At 31.4% G+C, this 18,652-nt stretch carries 21 protein-coding genes; 18 read left to right on the top strand and 3 right to left on the bottom strand.

From position 1 onward, the window contains the following. The 5 genes from F553_RS0103175 to F553_RS0103195 form a co-directional block, all read left to right on the top strand. A partial coding sequence (locus tag F553_RS0103175; protein ID WP_018998966.1) for an IS3 family transposase occupies positions 1–296 on the top strand: 296 nt, incomplete at its 5' end. A 295-nt stretch (positions 297–591) separates the two neighbouring features. Further along, positions 592–1,191 carry a cytidylate kinase-like family protein gene (locus F553_RS0103180; protein ID WP_018998967.1) on the top strand — a complete coding sequence of 200 codons (600 nt, stop codon included), beginning with the start codon at positions 592–594 and terminating at the stop codon, positions 1,189–1,191. A 49-nt stretch (positions 1,192–1,240) separates the two neighbouring features. Then, positions 1,241–2,653 carry a glycoside-pentoside-hexuronide (GPH):cation symporter gene (locus tag F553_RS0103185; RefSeq protein ID WP_008538160.1) on the top strand — a complete coding sequence of 471 codons (1,413 nt, stop codon included), beginning with the start codon at positions 1,241–1,243 and terminating at the stop codon, positions 2,651–2,653. A 173-nt stretch (positions 2,654–2,826) separates the two neighbouring features. After that, positions 2,827–3,333 carry a hypothetical protein gene (locus tag F553_RS0103190; RefSeq protein WP_018998968.1) on the top strand — a complete coding sequence of 169 codons (507 nt, stop codon included), beginning with the start codon at positions 2,827–2,829 and terminating at the stop codon, positions 3,331–3,333. A gap of 144 nt (positions 3,334–3,477) precedes the next feature. Then, positions 3,478–4,023: a flavodoxin family protein gene (locus F553_RS0103195; RefSeq protein ID WP_018998969.1), complete on the top strand. Its 546-nt coding sequence runs from the start codon at positions 3,478–3,480 to the stop codon at positions 4,021–4,023. A 53-nt stretch (positions 4,024–4,076) separates the two neighbouring features. Here the strand turns inward: F553_RS0103195 and hcp are convergent, their stop codons facing one another. The 3 genes from hcp to F553_RS0103210 form a co-directional block, all read right to left on the bottom strand. Continuing rightward, positions 4,077–5,711: a hydroxylamine reductase gene (gene hcp / locus F553_RS0103200; protein ID WP_018998970.1), complete on the bottom strand. Its 1,635-nt coding sequence runs from the start codon at positions 5,709–5,711 to the stop codon at positions 4,077–4,079. Between the two features lie 164 nt (positions 5,712–5,875). Continuing rightward, positions 5,876–6,925 carry a YeiH family protein gene (locus F553_RS0103205; RefSeq protein WP_018998971.1) on the bottom strand — a complete coding sequence of 350 codons (1,050 nt, stop codon included), beginning with the start codon at positions 6,923–6,925 and terminating at the stop codon, positions 5,876–5,878. Positions 6,926–7,038: 113 nt separating this feature from the next. Then, positions 7,039–7,860, bottom strand: a complete 822-nt coding sequence (locus tag F553_RS0103210) for a carbon-nitrogen hydrolase family protein (RefSeq protein ID WP_018998972.1) — start codon at positions 7,858–7,860, stop codon at positions 7,039–7,041. A 94-nt stretch (positions 7,861–7,954) separates the two neighbouring features. On the opposite strand from F553_RS0103210, the gene F553_RS0103215 reads away from it, so the two are divergent. The 13 genes from F553_RS0103215 to ybeY all read left to right on the top strand — a co-directional run bounded on the left by F553_RS0103215 (position 7,955) and on the right by ybeY (position 18,648). Further along, the gene (locus F553_RS0103215) at positions 7,955–8,644 is read left to right on the top strand and encodes a DUF305 domain-containing protein (protein WP_018998973.1); all 690 of its coding nucleotides are present in this window, start codon (positions 7,955–7,957) and stop codon (positions 8,642–8,644) included. A 119-nt stretch (positions 8,645–8,763) separates the two neighbouring features. Then, entirely contained in the window at positions 8,764–9,705 is a 942-nt protein-coding gene (prmA, locus tag F553_RS0103220; protein ID WP_008538154.1) for a 50S ribosomal protein L11 methyltransferase, read from the top strand. Next, positions 9,702–10,442, top strand: a complete 741-nt coding sequence (locus tag F553_RS0103225) for a 16S rRNA (uracil(1498)-N(3))-methyltransferase (RefSeq protein WP_018998974.1) — start codon at positions 9,702–9,704, stop codon at positions 10,440–10,442. Before prmA ends, F553_RS0103225 begins: the two co-directional genes overlap by 4 nt. A gap of 127 nt (positions 10,443–10,569) precedes the next feature. After that, complete coding sequence (gene mtaB, locus F553_RS0103230) at positions 10,570–11,871, top strand: tRNA (N(6)-L-threonylcarbamoyladenosine(37)-C(2))-methylthiotransferase MtaB (RefSeq protein ID WP_018998975.1); 1,302 nt, start codon at positions 10,570–10,572, stop codon at positions 11,869–11,871. Between the two features lie 168 nt (positions 11,872–12,039). After that, positions 12,040–12,387, top strand: coding sequence for a histidine triad nucleotide-binding protein (locus F553_RS0103235; RefSeq protein ID WP_018998976.1), 348 nt, complete (start codon positions 12,040–12,042; stop codon positions 12,385–12,387). A 132-nt stretch (positions 12,388–12,519) separates the two neighbouring features. Further along, a complete protein-coding gene (rpsU, locus tag F553_RS0103240) occupies positions 12,520–12,702 on the top strand; it encodes a 30S ribosomal protein S21 (protein WP_008538150.1) in 183 nt (60 codons plus the stop codon). A gap of 26 nt (positions 12,703–12,728) precedes the next feature. Continuing rightward, on the top strand, positions 12,729–13,178 hold the full coding sequence (locus F553_RS0103245; RefSeq protein ID WP_018998977.1) for a GatB/YqeY domain-containing protein: 450 nt from the start codon (positions 12,729–12,731) through the stop codon (positions 13,176–13,178). A 79-nt stretch (positions 13,179–13,257) separates the two neighbouring features. Continuing rightward, on the top strand, positions 13,258–14,619 hold the full coding sequence (locus F553_RS0103250; protein ID WP_008538147.1) for an MATE family efflux transporter: 1,362 nt from the start codon (positions 13,258–13,260) through the stop codon (positions 14,617–14,619). Between the two features lie 123 nt (positions 14,620–14,742). Beyond that, the gene (locus tag F553_RS0103255; RefSeq protein ID WP_018998978.1) at positions 14,743–15,375 is read left to right on the top strand and encodes an NfeD family protein; all 633 of its coding nucleotides are present in this window, start codon (positions 14,743–14,745) and stop codon (positions 15,373–15,375) included. A gap of 23 nt (positions 15,376–15,398) precedes the next feature. Beyond that, on the top strand, positions 15,399–16,397 hold the full coding sequence (gene floA, locus F553_RS0103260; RefSeq protein WP_018998979.1) for a flotillin-like protein FloA: 999 nt from the start codon (positions 15,399–15,401) through the stop codon (positions 16,395–16,397). A gap of 6 nt (positions 16,398–16,403) precedes the next feature. Then, positions 16,404–16,907, top strand: coding sequence for a hypothetical protein (locus tag F553_RS0103265; protein WP_244263930.1), 504 nt, complete (start codon positions 16,404–16,406; stop codon positions 16,905–16,907). 215 nt (positions 16,908–17,122) lie between these two features. Continuing rightward, complete coding sequence (locus F553_RS0103270; protein WP_018998981.1) at positions 17,123–18,136, top strand: PhoH family protein; 1,014 nt, start codon at positions 17,123–17,125, stop codon at positions 18,134–18,136. 47 nt (positions 18,137–18,183) lie between these two features. Further along, complete coding sequence (gene ybeY, locus F553_RS0103275) at positions 18,184–18,648, top strand: rRNA maturation RNase YbeY (protein WP_018998982.1); 465 nt, start codon at positions 18,184–18,186, stop codon at positions 18,646–18,648. The last annotated feature ends 4 nt before the right edge of the window (positions 18,649–18,652 follow it).

Consider the following 18,652-nt stretch of genomic DNA (forward strand, 5'->3'; position numbering starts at 1 on the left):
TACACTCAGACCAAGGATGGCAGTATCAGAATAAAAAATATCAAAAATTATTAAAAGAAAAAGGCATTATCCAAAGCATGAGCCGAAAAGGCAATTGCTTAGATAATGCCGTAATAGAAAATTTCTTTGGTTTACTAAAAAGCGAATTATTCTATTTAAAAAAATTCAAATCCGTTGAAGATTTTATAAAAGAGTTAAAATCTTATATAAAATATTATAATACAAAACGGATAAAGATAAAACTAAAAGGACTTAGTCCTGTAGAATACAGAACTAAGTCTCAATTAGTAGCTTAATTAATATGTCCAATATTTTGGGTGCATATCATTTTAGTACAGTTCTTTTTTATAATTTTACATAATATACAACATTTAAACAAATTTTAGCAACATAAAACATTGCTATTGGTAACGATATAAAATATAATAATAACAAAGCTTTTAGATAGAAATGTACATTTCATGTTAATTGTAAACGTTTTCAAAATAAAAATTTTCAAAAAAATCATATACTTTTATTTATTATTATATATTTGATAAGTTGAGCATTTTCTTATTTATTATATTTTAATATTAAAGAGAGGGATTTAATATGAACTCAAATACAGTAATTACAATAAGTAGACAGTATGGTTGCGGTGGTCGTGAATTAGCTGAAATTTTAGCTAAAAAATTAAATGTAAAATTGTACGATAGACAAATTGTGCATATCGCAGCAGCTAAATTAGGTATTAATGATTTATCTGAACAAGATTTATTAGATTTAGAAAATACTGTTCATCCATTGACATTGACATTCATGCCATTCCATTCTTTTGGTACTCGCATGGGTGAATCTAGTAGAGGCATGTTCTTATCTGAAGCTAGTGTAGTAAGAAAACTTGCTAATGATGGATCATGTGTTATCTTAGGTCGTTGCGCTGATTATGTATTAGAAGATATGCCAAACCATTTCTCTATCTTCGTTTGTGCAAATGATGAATATAGAGAAAAAAGAGGTAAAGAAGTTTACGAAGGTAAAACTTTGAAAGAATTGGACGCAGAAAACGAAAAAAGAGCTAGATATTACAATTATTACACAGGTAAAAAATGGGGCGAAGCTTCTAACTATGATTTAATTGTAAATACTAGCAATGCTCCTTTAGATAAAATAGCTGATGCTATCATCGAATATATTAACACAGTTAAATAATTTTTAGTGTAGTCATTAAATTTTTAATAACATAATGGGAGGCCTTTATATGTCAAGATTTTTATCACGTGTGGCATATGCGTGCGGTACCTTTGGGCATGACTTTTTCTATGCAATGATTGGTACTTATTTTATGATTTTCGTAACAAGTAATTTATTTAATACAGATGATACAAGTTATAATGAATATATGATCGGTCTTGTAACAACAGTTATTCTTGTTATTCGTGTTGCGGAACTTTTCATTGACCCATTCATTGGTAATACTATCGATAAAACAAAAACTAGATGGGGTAAATTTAAACCTTGGGTTCTTTCTGGTGCAGTTATTGCCGCAGTTACTTTAGCTATCTTATTTACAGATATTGGCGGTTTAGCTGAAACAAGCCCTATAATGTACTTAATTGTTTTCGCTATCTTATATATAATTATGGATATTTTCTATTCAGCAAAAGACGTTGCTATTTGGTCCATGATACCAGCACTTTCTTTTGACTCTCGTGAACGTGAAATTACAGCTACTTATGCACGTATTGGTTCTGTATTCGGTGGTCAGCTCGTAACTATCATTGTTATTCCAATTGTTTTAGCTTTCTCTGAAAATAGCAATGGTGGTGCAGGTGATGCTACAGGTTGGTTCGCATTTGCTGCAATTGGTGGTTTAATTGCTACTGTAGGTGCTATCATTCTTGGTATTGGTACAAAAGAACATGACTCTGCTCTTCGTGAAAACAAAACAGATACATCTTTTGGACAAGTTTTCTCTGTATTAATGAAAAATGACCAGCTCTTATGGATTGCATTTGCTTATCTTATCTTTGGTTTAGGTCAAAACCTTATCAATAACTTCAACCTTTACTATTTCATTTATGTATTAGGTGATTCTTCTCAGTTCTCCTTCTTAGGTGTAATCAATGTTATCATTGGTTTAATGGCAGTTGCTTTATTCCCATCATTAACTAAAAAATTCAGCAGACGTAATTTATTCTTCTATTCTATCGCTATTATGTTAATTGCAGTAGTTATTTACTACTTTGCAGGTCAAAATGTATATTTAACATTACTTGGTGCTGGTTTATTTGCATTACCACAGCCACTTATCTTCCTTGTTGTATTAATGACAATCACAGATACTGTTGAATATGGTCAATTAAAACTTGGTCATCGTGATGAAGCACTCGTACTTTGTGTACGTCCTTTAATTGATAAATTAGGCGGTGCTATCACATCTGCTATCGTAGGCTTCACAGCTGTTTGGGTTGGTATGTCTGGTAATAAAGTTACAGCAGAAAGCATAACTCCTGATAATTTACTCAACTTCCAAATTATCATGTTTGCAATTCCATTTATCTTACTCATCATTGCAACATTCATTTACAAAGCTAAAGTTAAATTAACAGAAGAAAAACATGCTGAAATTGTTAGAGAACTTGAACGTACTTGGGGTAAAGATAATAAATAATTGATATGAAAGTTATAAAAAGGATATTCTTTTTAAAGAATATCCTTTTTTTATGTTTAAATATAATTATTAAAAATTAAAATTTTATTGAATTTTCATTTAAATAGACGTTTTATAAATATAATGGTATTATTATTAATAGAAATTTGAAGAGAAAAGAGGCCTGGCACTAAATGAAAGTTTATCTCTATATTAATAAACAAGGGTTTAAAGAAAATACTTTTAGAGTAGCTTTTAAAGAATTGGTAAAAGTTGTGAAAGACGAGCAAAGTAAGCCTACTGCTTATTTAGTAGGTAAGTATGAAGTAAGGGATTATGAACATAGTTACGATGTGCCTTATAATAAAAAATACGAAAATAGATATTTTGCTATACCTATCAGCGACAGAGAAAAAGGTTTCTTTAATTTAACAACTATTTTTTGCAATAATGATTTGAGCGATTATGAAGTAATCAATGAAGCAACTTTAAATGCAGTGATTAATACTTTACTTAAAGAAGCAGATGAAAGATTATCTAGTAGTATTAGCTTAGAATATGTGGGTGGACGTTCTAAAGAAAATCATAATATCATTGAAGATATTTCAGCTTCTTCTTTTATTGCTATGATTAATATGTTAAATACTTGGGCAAAAGAAGAAAAACAGGAAACTGAATTTAAATTACAAATTGAATTTTAATAATATTAATAATGGAATTATATTTAAGGGATTGGCTTTATGCTTAATCCCTTTTTATTTTTGTTTAATTAGTTGTAAAAACAACAGAATTTATATCTTTTTTATTTATAATAATAATTAATTTATAAGAAAAGAGTGTGTATAATGAAAAAATGGTTGATAGTTTATTCTAGTGTAACTGGAAATACAAAACAGATAGCAGAGGCTATTTATGATGGTTTTGGTGAAAATGTAGCAGATATTTTTGCTATACGAGATGAATTTAATCTTGAGGATTATGATAATATTGCTGTGGGATATTGGCTCACTCGTGGCGAACCAGATAAAATGGTACAGGAATTATTGAAAAAATTAAATAATAAAACAGTAATTTTATTTCAAACACAAGGGGCAGAATTAAATAGTGAACATTCTATAACTGCTTTTGCTAGAGCTGCTAGTTATTTAGGAGAAAATTGCAAAGTATTGGGAACTTTTGCCAGTCAAGGAAAAATAAATCCAGCAATGCTGGAAAGACGCAAAAATGCTGATAAAAATGATCCTCATGCAGCGACACCTCGTAATCTTGAACGTTGGCAAAAAGCTTCAATGCATCCTAATGAAGAAGATTTTTCTCGAGCAAAAGAATTTGTTAAGGCCATGCAACGAAAAATAGCTTTGAGAGAAAAATATTTAAATATGAAAAAATAAAGAAAGTAAAAAAAGACGGGTTTAATACCGTCTTTTTTGTTGTGTTTTAAGTTTTAGATAAGAGATTTAATATCTTCTTCTACACTATTGATACCAGAAATACCGAAGTTATCCACAAGAACTTTAGCTACATTTGGAGATAAGAAAGCTGGAAGTGTAGGGCCAAGTTTTATATTTTTAACACCAAGATAAAGAAGTGCTAAAAGAACGATAACAGCTTTTTGTTCATACCATGCGATATTATAAGCAATTGGTAATTCATTGATATCATCTAAGCCAAATACTTCTTTAAGTTTTAAAGCAATCAAAGCGAGTGAATAGCTATCATTACATTGACCAGCATCTAAAACGCGAGGAATACCACCGATATCGCCTAGATTTAATTTATTGTATTTATATTTTGCACAGCCAGCAGTTAAGATAACTGTATCTTGAGGAAGTGATTTAGCAAAGTCAGTATAATAATTTCTAGCTAATTGACGACCATCACAGCCTGCCATAACTACAAATTTTTTGATAGCACCAGATTTTACAGCTTCAACTACTTTATCAGCAAGAGCTAAGACTTGATTATGAGCAAAACCACCTACGATAGAGCCTGTTTCAATTTGTGTTGGTGGTGGGCATTTTTTGGCATGTTCAATAATAGCAGAAAAATCTTTAGTTTCGCCGATTTCGCCAGGAATATGTTTGCAACCTGCAAAGCCAACAACACCTGTAGTATAAATTCTATCTTTATATTCAGCTTTTGGTGGTACAAGACAGTTAGTAGTCAATAAAATAGGGCCGTTAAAGGATAAAAATTCTTCTTTTTGTTTCCACCAAGCATTGCCGTAGTTACCTGCAAAGTTTTTATATTTTTTGAAGAATGGATAATAATGTGCTGGAAGCATTTCACTATGTGTATATACATCGACACCAGTTCCTTGAGTTTGTTCAAGAAGCATTTCTAAATCGCGTAAATCATGACCAGAAATCAAAATTGCTGGATTATTGCGAACACCGATATCTACAGATGTGATTTCTGGATTTCCATAGCGAGAAGTATTAGCTTCATCTAAAAGTGCCATGACTTTTACACCGAAAGCACCGGTTTCTAAAGCAAGAGCTGTTAATTCTTCTCCAGATAAATTATTATCAACAGTTTTAGCTAAAGTAGCTTGTAAAAATGAGTCAATTTCATCATTAAATTTACCAAGGGCATTTGCATGTTTATTATATGCTGCCATACCTTTTAAACCATAAGTGATTAATTCACGAAGACTGCGAATATCTTCATTTTCAGTAGCTAAAACGCCGATAGTAGCACCTTTTACTAGGTAAGTATTTTCATCATTAGTAGTCCAAAGAGCTACAGGGGATAAATTATTTTTATTTTGTAATTTTGCAAGTAATTCTTGTTTATAATTTAAAGTGTCTGTGATGCGTTTAATGATAATATCATCATCAAAATTAGCGTTAGTGATAGTGATAAAAAGATTTTCACAGATAAATTGATTTAATTTACGACTGATATCTTGTTTTTCTTGACGAAGTTTAGTAGTGATTTCGCAAAGACCTTTAGTTGCATAAATTAATAAATCTTGCAGTGTAGCAGTAGTGGCAGATTTCCCACAAACACCTACACGAGTACAGCCTGTGCATTGAGCTGTTTCTTGACATTGAAAGCAAAACATTTTATTTTCCATAATTATCTCTCCAATAATTTTATTTGTGATTTAATTGATATGCTTATTATACTTAACCTTGATTTAAAAGTATGTTGTAAAAACAACAGATTTAAAGATAAAAATAAAAAAGCTAGAACATATCTGAAAAGACATATTCTAGCTTAATTTTTATAATTTATTTTTTACCACAAACCTAAAAGATGTTGAACAAATAAACTTACGCAGGCAATAGCTACCCAACAGCAAAAGCCCATGATGATAGGACGACCACCATTTTTTATTAAATCAACGATATCAGTATGAAGACCAATAGCGCCCATTGCCATGATGATGAAATATTTACTGAAAAATTTCATTAAAGCAAAGAAAGATAAAATAGCAGAAGATATTTCAGCAGAAAAAATATTTCTATCCATAAAATAATTTAAGAAAGTAGTAATAATAGAAGCAATGATGAAATATAAAATAAACATTGGAAATGCAGATTTTATACTAGCTTTGTTTTGACCAGAAGCTTTTTTAGCTTGATAAAAGCCTAAAACTAATGTGATAGGAATAATAGCAAGTGTTCTAGTGAGTTTTACGATAGTAGCACCAGTTAAAACTTCTGTACCAGTATTATGCATGCTATCCCAAGAAGAAGCTGCTGCTGTAACAGAAGAAGTATCATTGACAGCAGTACCTGCAAAGATAGCAAAACCATGATCAGATAAACCTAAAAAATTACCCAAAGTAGGGAAAATTAAAGCAGCGATGATATTAAATAAGAAGATAACAGATATGGCTTGAGCTATTTCTTTATGATTAGCGTCAATGACAGGTGCTGTTGCAGCGATTGCAGAACCACCACAAATAGAAGAACCTACACCGATTAAGATAGAAGATTTTGCAGGAATATTGATTAATTTAAAAATTATGTAGGCTGTAATGAATGAAGTGGCAATTGTAGAAATGATGATTGGCAAAGATGTAGCACCTACAGCGATAACAGTGCTTAAGTTTAGACCAAAGCCCAATAAAATAACAGCATATTGTAAAACTTTTTTAGAAGTGAATGTAATACCACTTTTTAAGATATCTTTTTCGCGAACAAATTTTGATAATAGCATACCAAGTAAAATGGCAAAAACAGGACCGCCAATGATTTCAAATTCTTTACCTAAAAAATAAGCAGGTAAGGCTAAGACGAAACAAAGAAATACTCCTTGAAAGCGGTCTTTAATTAATAACATATAATAACACCTCCTATATTTAATTACCTATTAAATATTTATTTTTAATTGGTAATTTTTATAACAAGGAGATATTTTAACTTATTTTTTTATTTTGTGCAAGTTTATAAGTTTTATTTTTGTGTTAATTCATAGATATCTAAACGACGATGTCTTAAAAGTGGTATCTGTTCACGAACGAGATTAATTTCATTTAAATTTATAGTTGTAAATAAAGCAGTTTCTTCAAAATCTGCTTGATTTAAAATTTTTCCCCATGGTGAAACAATAATGCTATGACCATAAGAATGATAAGAAGCATTTAAATTTCTAGCAGGAGCTGTACCAATGGTGAATACTTGATTATCTACAGCACGACTTTGGAATAATAATTCCCAATGAAGTGGGCCTGTGGTCATATTGAAAGCAGCGGGAACAAGGATAATTTTTGCTCCTAAATTTACCATTAATCGAGCGAGTTCAGGGAAGCGGAAATCATAACAAATGCACAATCCAATTTTGCCCCATTTCGTATCGAAGACAGTGATATTATTACCAGCAGATAAAGTATCTGATTCTTTAAAGCGTTGACCATTTTTCACATCAATATCGAATAAATGCATTTTGCGATGTTTAGCGATGCAATTACCATTATTATCAAAGACATAAGCTGTATTAAATAAATGATTTTGGACATCTTTTTCAGGAATAGAGCCTGCACTTAAATAGATATTATATTTTTTAGCTAGATTTTGACAAAATTTGTAAGTAATATCTCCTTCGAATTCAGCATATAAAGGAAAAGATTTATTATCATAAGGACAGTTAAACATTTCTGGTAAGGTTACAATGTCAGGCTGAAGATGAAGAAATTTTTTGAGATAAGCTTCAATGTAATTTAATGTTTGTTCCTTTGAAGATAAGACTTTTGTTTGTAATTGTAAAATATTAAGCATAGATACCTCCAAGAATATTATTGTTATATTGACAATTATAAAGCTAAATCATATAATTTCACTATGAAATATTAAATAATAAGAGGTTGGAAAAATGAAAAAAATAATTTTAGCTATAACTTGTGCGTCAATTATTAGTAGTGTAAATAGTTTTGGTGTGGCAAATGCACATTATCATGATTATCATGGACATCATGATATGAATATAAATACGCAGACAAATCGTCTAAATTTTGACCCATTAATCAATAATGAAATTGTAGATAGTATGCATATGCCGATGATGAATGAAGAATTTGTACAAAGTGGCAATGTGGATAAAGATTTTATCGCTAATATGATACCACATCATCAAGGTGCAATAGATTCTGCAAAATTAATTTTAGAATATGGCAGTAATGAAGAAGTAAAAGCAATAGCTCGTAATATTATAAAGACACAGACAAAAGAAATTGAAGATTTCAATGAGCTTTTAGCTAATGGAGATTTTAGCAATAGTAATTTAAGTGAAAAAGCTTATGCTGAATTTGTGGCTAAAGAAAAAGAAAATATGGCGGAAATGATGAATAAAATGATTGCTGTAACTAGAACTCGCGATAAAAAAACAGCAGATTATACTTTTGTTTTGGCAATGAAATATCATCATGAAGGTGCGCTAGAAGCTAGTAAACAGATTTTAGTATATACAAAAAATCCGCAAATAAGAAAAATTGCTAAAAATATCATTAAAGACCAAGCAAAAGAAATAAAACAATTTGATAAATTAATAGAGCAAGGTTTATAATAAATGAGAATGTAAATTAAATATATTTTTTATAATGAATGGTTTACATTTGTCAAAGCAAAACGTATAATAATCTTTATGTGTTTTGATTTAGTATTTATTTAAGGAGGAATTTACCCGTGAAATGGGCTGAAATTAGCATTCAAACTTCACATGAGGCTACTGAAGCTGTAGCAGAGATTTTTCATGAACTTGGAGCATCTGGTGTATTAATTGAAGACCCAGAACTTGTGAATACTTATATTCATTCTGGAGCTTGGGATTATACAGATATACCACTTGCTGAAGAAACAGAAGTTGTTACAGTGAAAGCATGGCTTCCTACTGATGAGGATTTACCAAGTAAATTAGAACAGTTGCGTTTGCATATTGATGAAATGAGCCAATTTTTAGATAAGGGTTCAGGCGTGATTAATTGCAGTGAAATCCAAGATGAAGATTGGGCTAATAATTGGAAGCAATTTTTCCATCCAGAACGCATTGGTGAAAAAATTGTAGTAAAGCCATCTTGGGAAGAATACACTCCATTAGATAATGATATAGTAATTGAATTAGACCCTGGTATGGCATTTGGTACAGGTACACATGCTACAACATCTATGTGCATTCAATTATTAGAAGAATATGTAAAACCAGAAATGAAAGTTTTCGATGTTGGTACAGGTAGTGGTATTTTAGCAATTGCTGCTTCCAAATTAGGAGCAAAAGATATCGAGGCTGCAGATTATGATAATGTGGCAGTTGATGTTGCCAGAGAAAATATCGAAAAAAATCATGAATGTGAAAATATCAAGATTTTCCAAAGCGATTTATTAAAAAATATGAATGGCAAAGCTGATTTAATTATAGCTAATATTATAGCAGATATCATTATTCGCATGTTTAATGATGTAGATAATTATTTAAATCAGCATGGTGCTATTTTGACAAGTGGTATAATTGCTGACCGTATAGCAGATGTTACTAAAGCTGCTGAAGAACATGGCTTTATGGTAGAAAAAATGAATGAAAAAGCTGGTTGGGCTGCGATTATTTTCCGTCGTAAGGAAGATATGCAATGAGACGTTTATTTATAGATGAATGTCTAAGTGAAGATATCATGATTAAAGGCGATGATGCAAAACATCTTCTTTATGCTATGAGAGTAAGACCTGAACAGGTTTTTACTATTGTTGATAGAGAAAGTAAAGTAGCACAGGCAAAAGTAATCTCTTGTACGAGTGATACAGTGCAATTAAAATTATTGCAGTATATAGAAGATGCTGATACAGAAGCACCTATAGAAGTAGTCGTTGCACAATGTTTACCTAAAGGCGATAAAATGGAATTTATCGTGCAAAAAGCGGTGGAATTAGGAGCATCAAGTGTTGTTCCTGTAGTTAGCCGTCATTGTGTAGTGAAATATGATGATAAGAAAAAATTAGCTCGTCAACAAAAATGGCAGAAAATCGCTGATGAAGCAGTAAAACAGTGCGGTAGAACAATAAAGCCGACAGTTGAAGCTATTGTGAGTTTAGAGCAATTAGCAAAAGATTATGCGGATTATACTCGTTTTATTTGCTATGAAGCAGAAGATGAGCAAAGTTTTAAAGAAATGTTACAATCAGCAGATAGTAAAAAATATCTTATCTTGATTGGCCCAGAAGGTGGTTTTGCTCCAGAAGAAGTGCAATTATGCAAAGATGCTGGATTTAAAAGTATATCTATGGGAAAACGTATTTTGCGAGCTGAAACTGCATCAATTGCAGCACTTACTATCGTCATGTATGAAAAAGGCGATTTAGGTTGTATTTATTAATTTTTGATTTAGATTTAATATTAAAGATTTTTGTTTAGTATAACTATCTTATAGGAGACTGTAATTTAGTTATACTAATTTTATATTAGTAGTTTTTTAGTTTTATTTTAATTGAGGAAGTGAAATTTTGCCAAAAGTTGCATTAACAACACTTGGTTGTAAAGTTAATCAAGTAGAAACAGAAATTATGGAAGGTCTATTTCGTAATCGTGGCTATGAAATAGTGGATTTTTCTGAACCTGCTGATTTTTATATTATAAATACTTGTTCTGTTACTCACTTAGGTGAGCGCAAATCTCGTCAATTAATTCGTAGAGCAAATCGTTTAAATGATAATGCTATCATAGCTGTAACAGGGTGCTATGCACAGATTGCTTCTGATGAAATCAGCAAGATTGAAGGTGTTCGCGTAGTAATCGGTACTAAACAGCGCGATAAAATAGTTGATTTGGTGGAAAAAGCAGCTCGTGAAGATGGTTTATTTAATGAAGTAAATGATGTTATGCATATGCATGAATTTGAAGATATCCCTCTTTATGGTACACCACATCGCACAAGAGCCTTCTTAAAAATTCAAGATGGTTGTTGTAATTTCTGTTCATATTGTATTATTCCATATACTAGAGGGCCTATTCGTTCACGTAAATTGGAAAGTATAAAAACAGCAGTAGACCAATTAGTAGAAGAAAATTTCCATGAAATAGTATTTACTGGTATTCATTTAGGTGCTTATGGTAGAGATTTTAAAGGTGAAAATATTTCTTTAAGCGATGCTGTAGAAATTTGTTTAGCTAATGAAAATTTAAAAAGATTGCGACTAGGTTCTTTAGAGTCTATTGAAATATCTCCTAGATTATTGGAATTAGTGAAGACTCATAAACGCTTTACTAAGCATTTACATTTACCACTACAAGCGGGTAGTGATGAGATTTTAAAAGCGATGAACCGCCATTATACTACAGCAGAATTTGCTAGATTGATAGAAAATATTCGCCGTGAAGTTCCAGATATTGCTATATCTACAGATATTATCGTTGGTTTCCCTGGAGAAACAGATGAATTATTCCAAAAATCTTTGGAATTTGCTAAATCTATGGGATTTATGAAAATGCATGTATTCCCTTATTCTAAACGAGCAGGTACTCCAGCTGCCAAAATGACAAATCAAATTGATGAAGCAGTGAAAAAACAAAGAGTTCATTTGATGCAAAAGATGGCAGAACAATCAGCAACTGAGTTCTATCAAAGATTTTTAGGACGCGAATTAGAAGTTTTATTTGAACAAGAACAAGATGGTTATATGGAAGGCTTGACTTCAAATTATATAAGAGTATATATCAAAAATGATGGAGAAATAACTTCTGGTGATATTCGCCTTGTAAAATTAGTTAAATTATTTAAAGATGGTATTTTAGGTGAATTAATTTAAAATTTGTCTAAATAAAAAAAGGATTTTACTAATTTTATAACGAATATATATATAGTTATAGAGTTAGTATTAAAGTTTAAGTAAATTTTATTTAAACTAGGTATATATTAAATATTTATTTGATATGTCAATTCTATACTAATTAAACTATAAAAGGAGGTGCCTTATATGTCAGATTGTATTTTTTGTAAAATAGCAAATAAAGAAATTCCAACTCAAGCTGTATATGAAGATGACATGGTCATTGCTTTTAATGATTTAGAGCCACAAGCTCCTGTTCATGTATTAGTTATTCCTAAAAAACATATTGCTAGTCTTCTTGCAACAACTGCTGAAGATAAAGAACTTTTAGCACATATCACTTGTGAAGTAATGCCTATGCTTGCTAAAAAATTGAATATTGCAGAAACTGGCTTCCGTACTGTAGCAAATACAGGGGAAGAGGGTGGCCAAACAGTTCAGCACCTTCATTTCCACCTACTTGGCGGTCGCTCTATGCAATGGCCACCAGGCTGATAAAAAAATCATATCAAATTTGTATATAATTGCAGGTTATGGTTGACAATGCACTTATAAGCAAGGTATAATATTTGGGTATGATTATTAAGTACAACACTCCCGTGTTAGGTGGAGGGGAGGGAAATATAAATGTCATCTGAAATCAAAGTTGGTAAAAACGAAACAATTGATAGCGCTCTCCGTAGATTTAAACGTACTTGCCAGAAAGCTGGTACTTTAGCTGAAGTTAGAAAACGTGAGCATTATGAAAAACCAAGCGTAAAACGCAAAAAGAAATCAGAAGCTGCTAGAAAACGCAGATACAGAGCTTAATTAGCTCACAAACGGAGGTAATTCATATGTCACTTAAAGCCCAGTTAATGGACGACATGAAAGCTGCTATGAAAGCCAAAGAAGACGGAAAACAGAAACTTGCTGTTATCCGCATGGTTCGTTCAGCTATTCGTCAGACTGAAATTGATGGTCAAAAAGAACTTGATGATAACGATATAATTGCACTTATTAGCAAAGAAGTAAAAATGCGTAAAGATTCTATAGATGAATTTAAAAAAGGCGGTCGTGAAGATTTAGTCGCACAGACTGAAGCTGAAATTGCCGTTTTAATGCCATATTTACCAGAACAGTTATCAGAAGAAGAAGTTAGAACGTTGGTTAAAGAAGCAATTGCTGCTACTAATGCAACAACTCCTAAAGATATGGGTAAAGTCATGGGACAGCTCATGCCTAAAGTTAAAGGACGCGCTGACGGAAAAATGGTTAATACCATCGTCAAAGAATTACTAGGTTAATTATGAAAACAGATAAGATTACTAGATAGTGGTCTTATCTGTTTTTTTATATAAATTTATTAGGTGTAGGTGAAGGAATATGCAAGAAAAACAAAATGATTTTACGAAAAATAGTATGGCATATAATATTATGAGTTTAGCTATTCCTATGACCATAGCACAGTTGATAAATGTTTTATATAGTCTTGTAGATAGAATGTACATAGGGCATTTAGCACAAAATTCTACTTTAGCTTTGACGGGATTAGGAATTACTTTTCCTATTATTATGTTAGTTACAGCAGTTACTAATTTATTTGGTATGGGTGGAGCACCACTTTGTTCTATCGCTAGAGGTAGAGGCGATGATGAAAGGGCAGAAAAAATAATAGGTAATTCTTTTGCCATGCTGATTATCTGTAGTTGTATTTTAATAATTATTGGCTTAGTGATGAAAAAGTCCTTATTATATTTATTTGGGGCAAGTGATGAAACATATCCTTATGCTAATGAATATTTCTCTATTTATATTTGGGGAAGTATTTTTGTAATGGTAGGACTAGGCATGAATACTTTTATTAATGCTCAAGGTTTTGCAAAAAAAGGAATGCTCACTATATTAATTGGTGCGATAATTAATATTATCTTAGACCCTATTTTTATCTTTGGTTTAGATTTAGGTATAAAAGGTGCTGCTATCGCTACTGTCATTGCACAATTTATTTCAGCATCATGGGTATTGCATTTTTTATTTAGTGATAAGGCAATTTATCGCATTAAAAAATCTTGCATGAAATTAGATTTTAAATTAATAAAAGAAATTGTTTCTCTAGGATTTTCAGGTTTTGTTTTTGCCACTACAGGGAGTTTAGTGCAGATTGTCTGCAATAATGTATTGTTATTTTGGGGCGGAAATATTTATGTAGGCATAATGACAGTACTAAATTCTATACGTGATGTTTTGCAAATGACAATAGAAGGCATTCGCTCAGGTGCTCAACCTGTTATCAGTTATAATTATGGTGCAGGGCAATATTTACGTGTAAGGCAGGGCATAAAATTTTTGACAAAGATAGCACTATTATATACAAGTATAGCTTGGTGCATATTAGATTTTTTCCCAGAGTTTTTTATTCATCTATTTAATAGTGAAGAAGAAATGTTATTGCTTGGCGTGCCAGCATTACATATATATTTTTTAGGATTTTTTATGATGGCTTTTCAATCTGCTGGACAGACAACGTTTATATCGTTAGGCATGGGAAAATATGCAACGTTTTTTTCGCTGTTTCGTAAAGTCATTTTAGTTATCCCATTGACGATTTTTTTACCAAATTTATGGGATTTAGGTGTATATGGAGTCTTTTATGCTGAAATGATTTCAAATTTTGTGGGCGGTATAGCATGTTTTTCTACTATGATGATGGTCGTCTGGAGACGATTAGGAAAATTAAATAAATAAGTAAGAATAAGTAATTTAAACTATTGTTTAGATTACTTATTTTTTTATAAAAAGGTTTATTATGAGATATTGTCGAATATATTATTTATATTGTTGAATAGAAAAATAAAAGGAAGTGATAATATGGACTTTATTATAGATTCAAGTATATTGCAATCATTGCTTTTGAGTGTTATATTTCTAGCTATTTTAGTAGAGATAAAAACAGGAGGTACAGGCATAGGGGCATTACTAGGTATCATAGCAGCTGGCGTATTTTTTGGCAGTAGTTATGTGAAAGGTTTAGTCAGTTTATATCAGATTGCAATATTTATTGTGGGGATTATTTTTATCATAATTGAAATATTAACCCCAACAATAGGATTACTTGCAGGACTCGGAGTAGTAGCCATATTATATAGTTTGATTTTAGCTATGGGTGGCGATATTGATGCAATGTTGATGATGGCAATTTCTTTTGTTATTGCGATAATAATTTTTGCATTGATAATAAAAAAATTACCTACGAGCAAATTATGGAGTAAAATAATTTTGACAAAGACATCTTCTAGTGAAGAAGGTTATGTAAGTAGCGTAGATTATTCAAGATATTTGCATAAAGAAGGGATTGTTTTGACAGAACTAAGACCTTCTGGAAGTGTGAAAATTGATGATGATGTATTAGATGTTGTATCTGAAGGTAGTTATATCAGTAAAGGCGAAAAAATTCGTGTAGTAAAAATTGAAGGTATGCGTATTATTGTACGTAAAATCTAAAATAAATTTAAGGAGGATTAATCATGGAAGCGATTATCGGTTCTGGTTTTATCGTAGTAATTGTCATTGTGGCGATTATGTTATTTTTGCATTTTGTACCTATAGGATTGTGGATTTCAGCATTAGCATCAAATGTTCATGTAGGTATATTTACATTAGTTGGTATGAGAATGCGTAGAGTTCCGCCACAAAAAATTGTATTGCCACTAATCAAGGCAAATAAAGCAGGATTAAGTGTCAATGTAAATCAACTTGAAGCACATTATTTAGCTGGCGGTAATGTGGATAAAGTAGTCGATGCACTCATTGCTGCTCATAGAGCGCAAATACCACTTCCATTTGAACGCAGTGCAGCTATTGACCTTGCAGGTCGTGATGTATTAGAAGCTGTACAAATGAGCGTAAATCCAAAAGTTATTGAAACACCTGTTGTATCTGCTGTGGCTAGAAATGGTATTGAATTAAAAATTAAAGCAAGGGTTACAGTTCGAGCTAATATTGATAGATTAGTCGGTGGTGCTGGTGAGCCTACAATTATTGCTCGTGTTGGTGAAGGGATAGTAACATCAGTTGGTTCTTCAGAAGCTCATACAGATGTACTTGCTAATCCAGATGATATATCTAAAACTGTACTTGGCAAAGGTTTGGATGCGGGAACAGCTTTTGAAATTTTATCCATTGATATAGCCGATGTTGATGTAGGCAGAAATATCGGTGCAGAACTTCAGACAGACCAAGCAGAAGCTGATAAACGTATAGCTCAAGCAAAAGCCGAAGAAAGACGTGCTATGGCTGTGGCTAAAGAACAGGAAATGAAAGCATATACTCAAGAAATGGAAGCTCGTGTAGTTGAAGCTCAATCAGAAGTTCCACACGCATTAGCAAAAGCTCTTCGTGAAGGTAAACTTGGTGTAATGGATTATTATAATTTAAATAATATCAATGCTGATACGCAAATGCGAGAAGCAATAAGTAAAACAGGAGATAGTACAGTCCCACAAGGACAAGTACCAATAAAATAATTTATCATGGAAGGATTAGCACCTTTTCTGCTCTTTTTGTTTTTTATGATAATAAATATCTATACTGGTCAAAAACGTAGAGAGCAAAAAAAGAAACAAAAACAAGAATTTCCTGATATATATGATAATCCATCACCAAGACAAAATAGAAAAAGAAATCTTGATTATATGATGGCAAAGCCAAAGGTGAACAATGATAATATTGAAATTGTGGCAAATGATTTACAACAAGAAAAAATAAATGATTTAGCACAATATATCGATAAATATGAACAGGATTTGCAAAATAGATATCAAGAAAAATTAAAGCAAAATAGAACTAATCTACAGGCAAAAGATTTTATTCAACAAACAGAGATAAAAGCTGTAGATAAGGATAAAAAAATACAAATAGATATTGAAAAAGAGCATATAATAAAAGCAATAACGTATGCTCAAGTTTTAGAACAACCAAAATCACTGCAATATTTAAAGCAATTTGGTATAAAACGCGTAATTCATAAAGATTAAAATAAAGCTATAATCATTAGGAATTTTAAGAAAAATAAAATTTTATAATGGTTATAGCTTTTTTTATTTATATAATTTATAATAGAAAAGGATTGATTTTCATAAAAATTTAATAAGAAGTCTTTAAGTAATTTTTTGGTAAAAAGATTTAGCACTATAGAATGAATATGTTATAATGAGAATATGACTATTACTTTAAAAATAATGGAGGGCGAATGCTTTTGCCAAATTTTGCAGAAATAAAAATACCTTTTCAAGACAGAGCAGAAACAATTGGTATTCTTGGTGAAAATGATGAATTTTTGCGAGTTTTAAATGATAGTTTTGCCTGTCGTATTGTTGGTAGAGGTACAGATTTATCAATCAATGGTGAAGAAGGAGAAGTAAATGCTGCCAGTCAAGTCATTGAAGCTTTGCTTTTATTGTATAGACAAGGTACAAAGCTTACAATGCATGAGGTTCGATATAGTATAAAGCTGGTTAAAGCAGGTCAATCTAATGAATTAAAATCTTTATTTACAGATGTATTGACTGTTACTTCAAGAGGAAAATGCGTTCGACCAAAGACTATTGGACAGAAAATTTATATTGATGCTATTCGTCGTCATAGCATAACTTTTGGTTTAGGTCCAGCTGGTACAGGGAAAACTTATTTAGCTGTAGTCATGGCTGTTATGGCACTTCGCAATAATGAAGTAGATAAACTTATTTTGACTCGTCCAGCAGTTGAAGCAGGAGAACGTTTGGGCTTTTTACCTGGTGATTTACAAGAAAAAATCGATCCATATTTAAGACCGCTATATGATGCATTACAAGATATTTTAGGTTTAGAAGCTTATCAAAAATTATTAGCTAGAAATATCATTGAAATAGCACCGCTTGCATATATGCGTGGTCGCACATTAGAAAGAGCTTTTGTCATCTTAGATGAAGCTCAAAATACTACACCTAGACAGATGAAGATGTTTTTAACTCGTTTAGGTTTTGGTTCAAAAATGGTAGTAAATGGTGATTTGAGTCAGATTGATTTGCCAAGAGGTAGTGGCTCAGGTTTGACACAGGCGACAAAAATATTAGATGGATTAGAAGGTATTTCTGTGATACATTTTGATGATAGAGATGTTATTCGTCATGATGTTGTTGCACGAATTATTAGAGCTTATGATGCTTATGAAGCTGCTAATTTGCCTAGTGAGAATAAAGATAAGAATTTCTATAAACATAGTTGATAAAGTAATAAATAACAAATTTAATTTACTAAATGGGAGATTTTATTATGGAAATAATTTTAAGCAATTTACTTGAAAATCTTGAAGTAGATGAAAAATTAAGTGATACAGTGAAAGAAGCTGTAGAAAAAGTTGGTCAATTATATGCTTTAGATAATGCAGAAGTGAGCATTACGCTTACAGATAATGAACATATTCATGAAATAAATCGTGAATATAGAAAAGTGGATAGACCAACAGATGTAATATCTTTTGCTTTGAATGAAGGTGATGAACCTAATATTGAAGGAGAAATTCCTGTAAATATGTTAGGTGATATTATTATTTCTGTAGAAAAAGCGATAGAACAAGCTGGCGATTATGGTCATAGTGTTCGTCGTGAAATAGCATTTTTGACAGTTCATGGTATGCTTCATTTGTTGGGATATGACCATATAGAAGAAGCTGACCGTGTAGAAATGCGAAAAGAAGAAGATTTTGTTATGGAACAATTAGGAATAAGTAGAGATTAAAAAG

Origin of the sequence: Megamonas rupellensis DSM 19944, assembly GCF_000378365.1 — a bacterium.
GTDB classification, from domain to species: domain Bacteria; phylum Bacillota; class Negativicutes; order Selenomonadales; family Selenomonadaceae; genus Megamonas; species Megamonas funiformis.

Bases quoted from the DNA above. Each gene is read 5' to 3' on its own strand.
- F553_RS0103180 (WP_018998967.1), top strand. From the start codon at position 592: ATGAACTCAAATACAGTAATTACAATAAGTAGACAGTATGGTTGCGGT.
- F553_RS0103185 (WP_008538160.1), top strand. From the start codon at position 1,241: ATGTCAAGATTTTTATCACGTGTGGCATATGCGTGCGGTACCTTTGGG.
- F553_RS0103190 (WP_018998968.1), top strand. From the start codon at position 2,827: ATGAAAGTTTATCTCTATATTAATAAACAAGGGTTTAAAGAAAATACT.
- F553_RS0103195 (WP_018998969.1), top strand. From the start codon at position 3,478: ATGAAAAAATGGTTGATAGTTTATTCTAGTGTAACTGGAAATACAAAA.
- hcp (WP_018998970.1), bottom strand. From the start codon at position 5,711: ATGGAAAATAAAATGTTTTGCTTTCAATGTCAAGAAACAGCTCAATGC.
- F553_RS0103205 (WP_018998971.1), bottom strand. From the start codon at position 6,925: ATGTTATTAATTAAAGACCGCTTTCAAGGAGTATTTCTTTGTTTCGTC.
- F553_RS0103210 (WP_018998972.1), bottom strand. From the start codon at position 7,860: ATGCTTAATATTTTACAATTACAAACAAAAGTCTTATCTTCAAAGGAA.
- F553_RS0103215 (WP_018998973.1), top strand. From the start codon at position 7,955: ATGAAAAAAATAATTTTAGCTATAACTTGTGCGTCAATTATTAGTAGT.
- F553_RS0103225 (WP_018998974.1), top strand. From the start codon at position 9,702: ATGAGACGTTTATTTATAGATGAATGTCTAAGTGAAGATATCATGATT.
- F553_RS0103235 (WP_018998976.1), top strand. From the start codon at position 12,040: ATGTCAGATTGTATTTTTTGTAAAATAGCAAATAAAGAAATTCCAACT.
- rpsU (WP_008538150.1), top strand. From the start codon at position 12,520: ATGTCATCTGAAATCAAAGTTGGTAAAAACGAAACAATTGATAGCGCT.
- F553_RS0103245 (WP_018998977.1), top strand. From the start codon at position 12,729: ATGTCACTTAAAGCCCAGTTAATGGACGACATGAAAGCTGCTATGAAA.
- F553_RS0103250 (WP_008538147.1), top strand. From the start codon at position 13,258: ATGCAAGAAAAACAAAATGATTTTACGAAAAATAGTATGGCATATAAT.
- F553_RS0103255 (WP_018998978.1), top strand. From the start codon at position 14,743: ATGGACTTTATTATAGATTCAAGTATATTGCAATCATTGCTTTTGAGT.
- floA (WP_018998979.1), top strand. From the start codon at position 15,399: ATGGAAGCGATTATCGGTTCTGGTTTTATCGTAGTAATTGTCATTGTG.
- F553_RS0103265 (WP_244263930.1), top strand. From the start codon at position 16,404: ATGGAAGGATTAGCACCTTTTCTGCTCTTTTTGTTTTTTATGATAATA.
- F553_RS0103270 (WP_018998981.1), top strand. From the start codon at position 17,123: ATGCTTTTGCCAAATTTTGCAGAAATAAAAATACCTTTTCAAGACAGA.
- ybeY (WP_018998982.1), top strand. From the start codon at position 18,184: ATGGAAATAATTTTAAGCAATTTACTTGAAAATCTTGAAGTAGATGAA.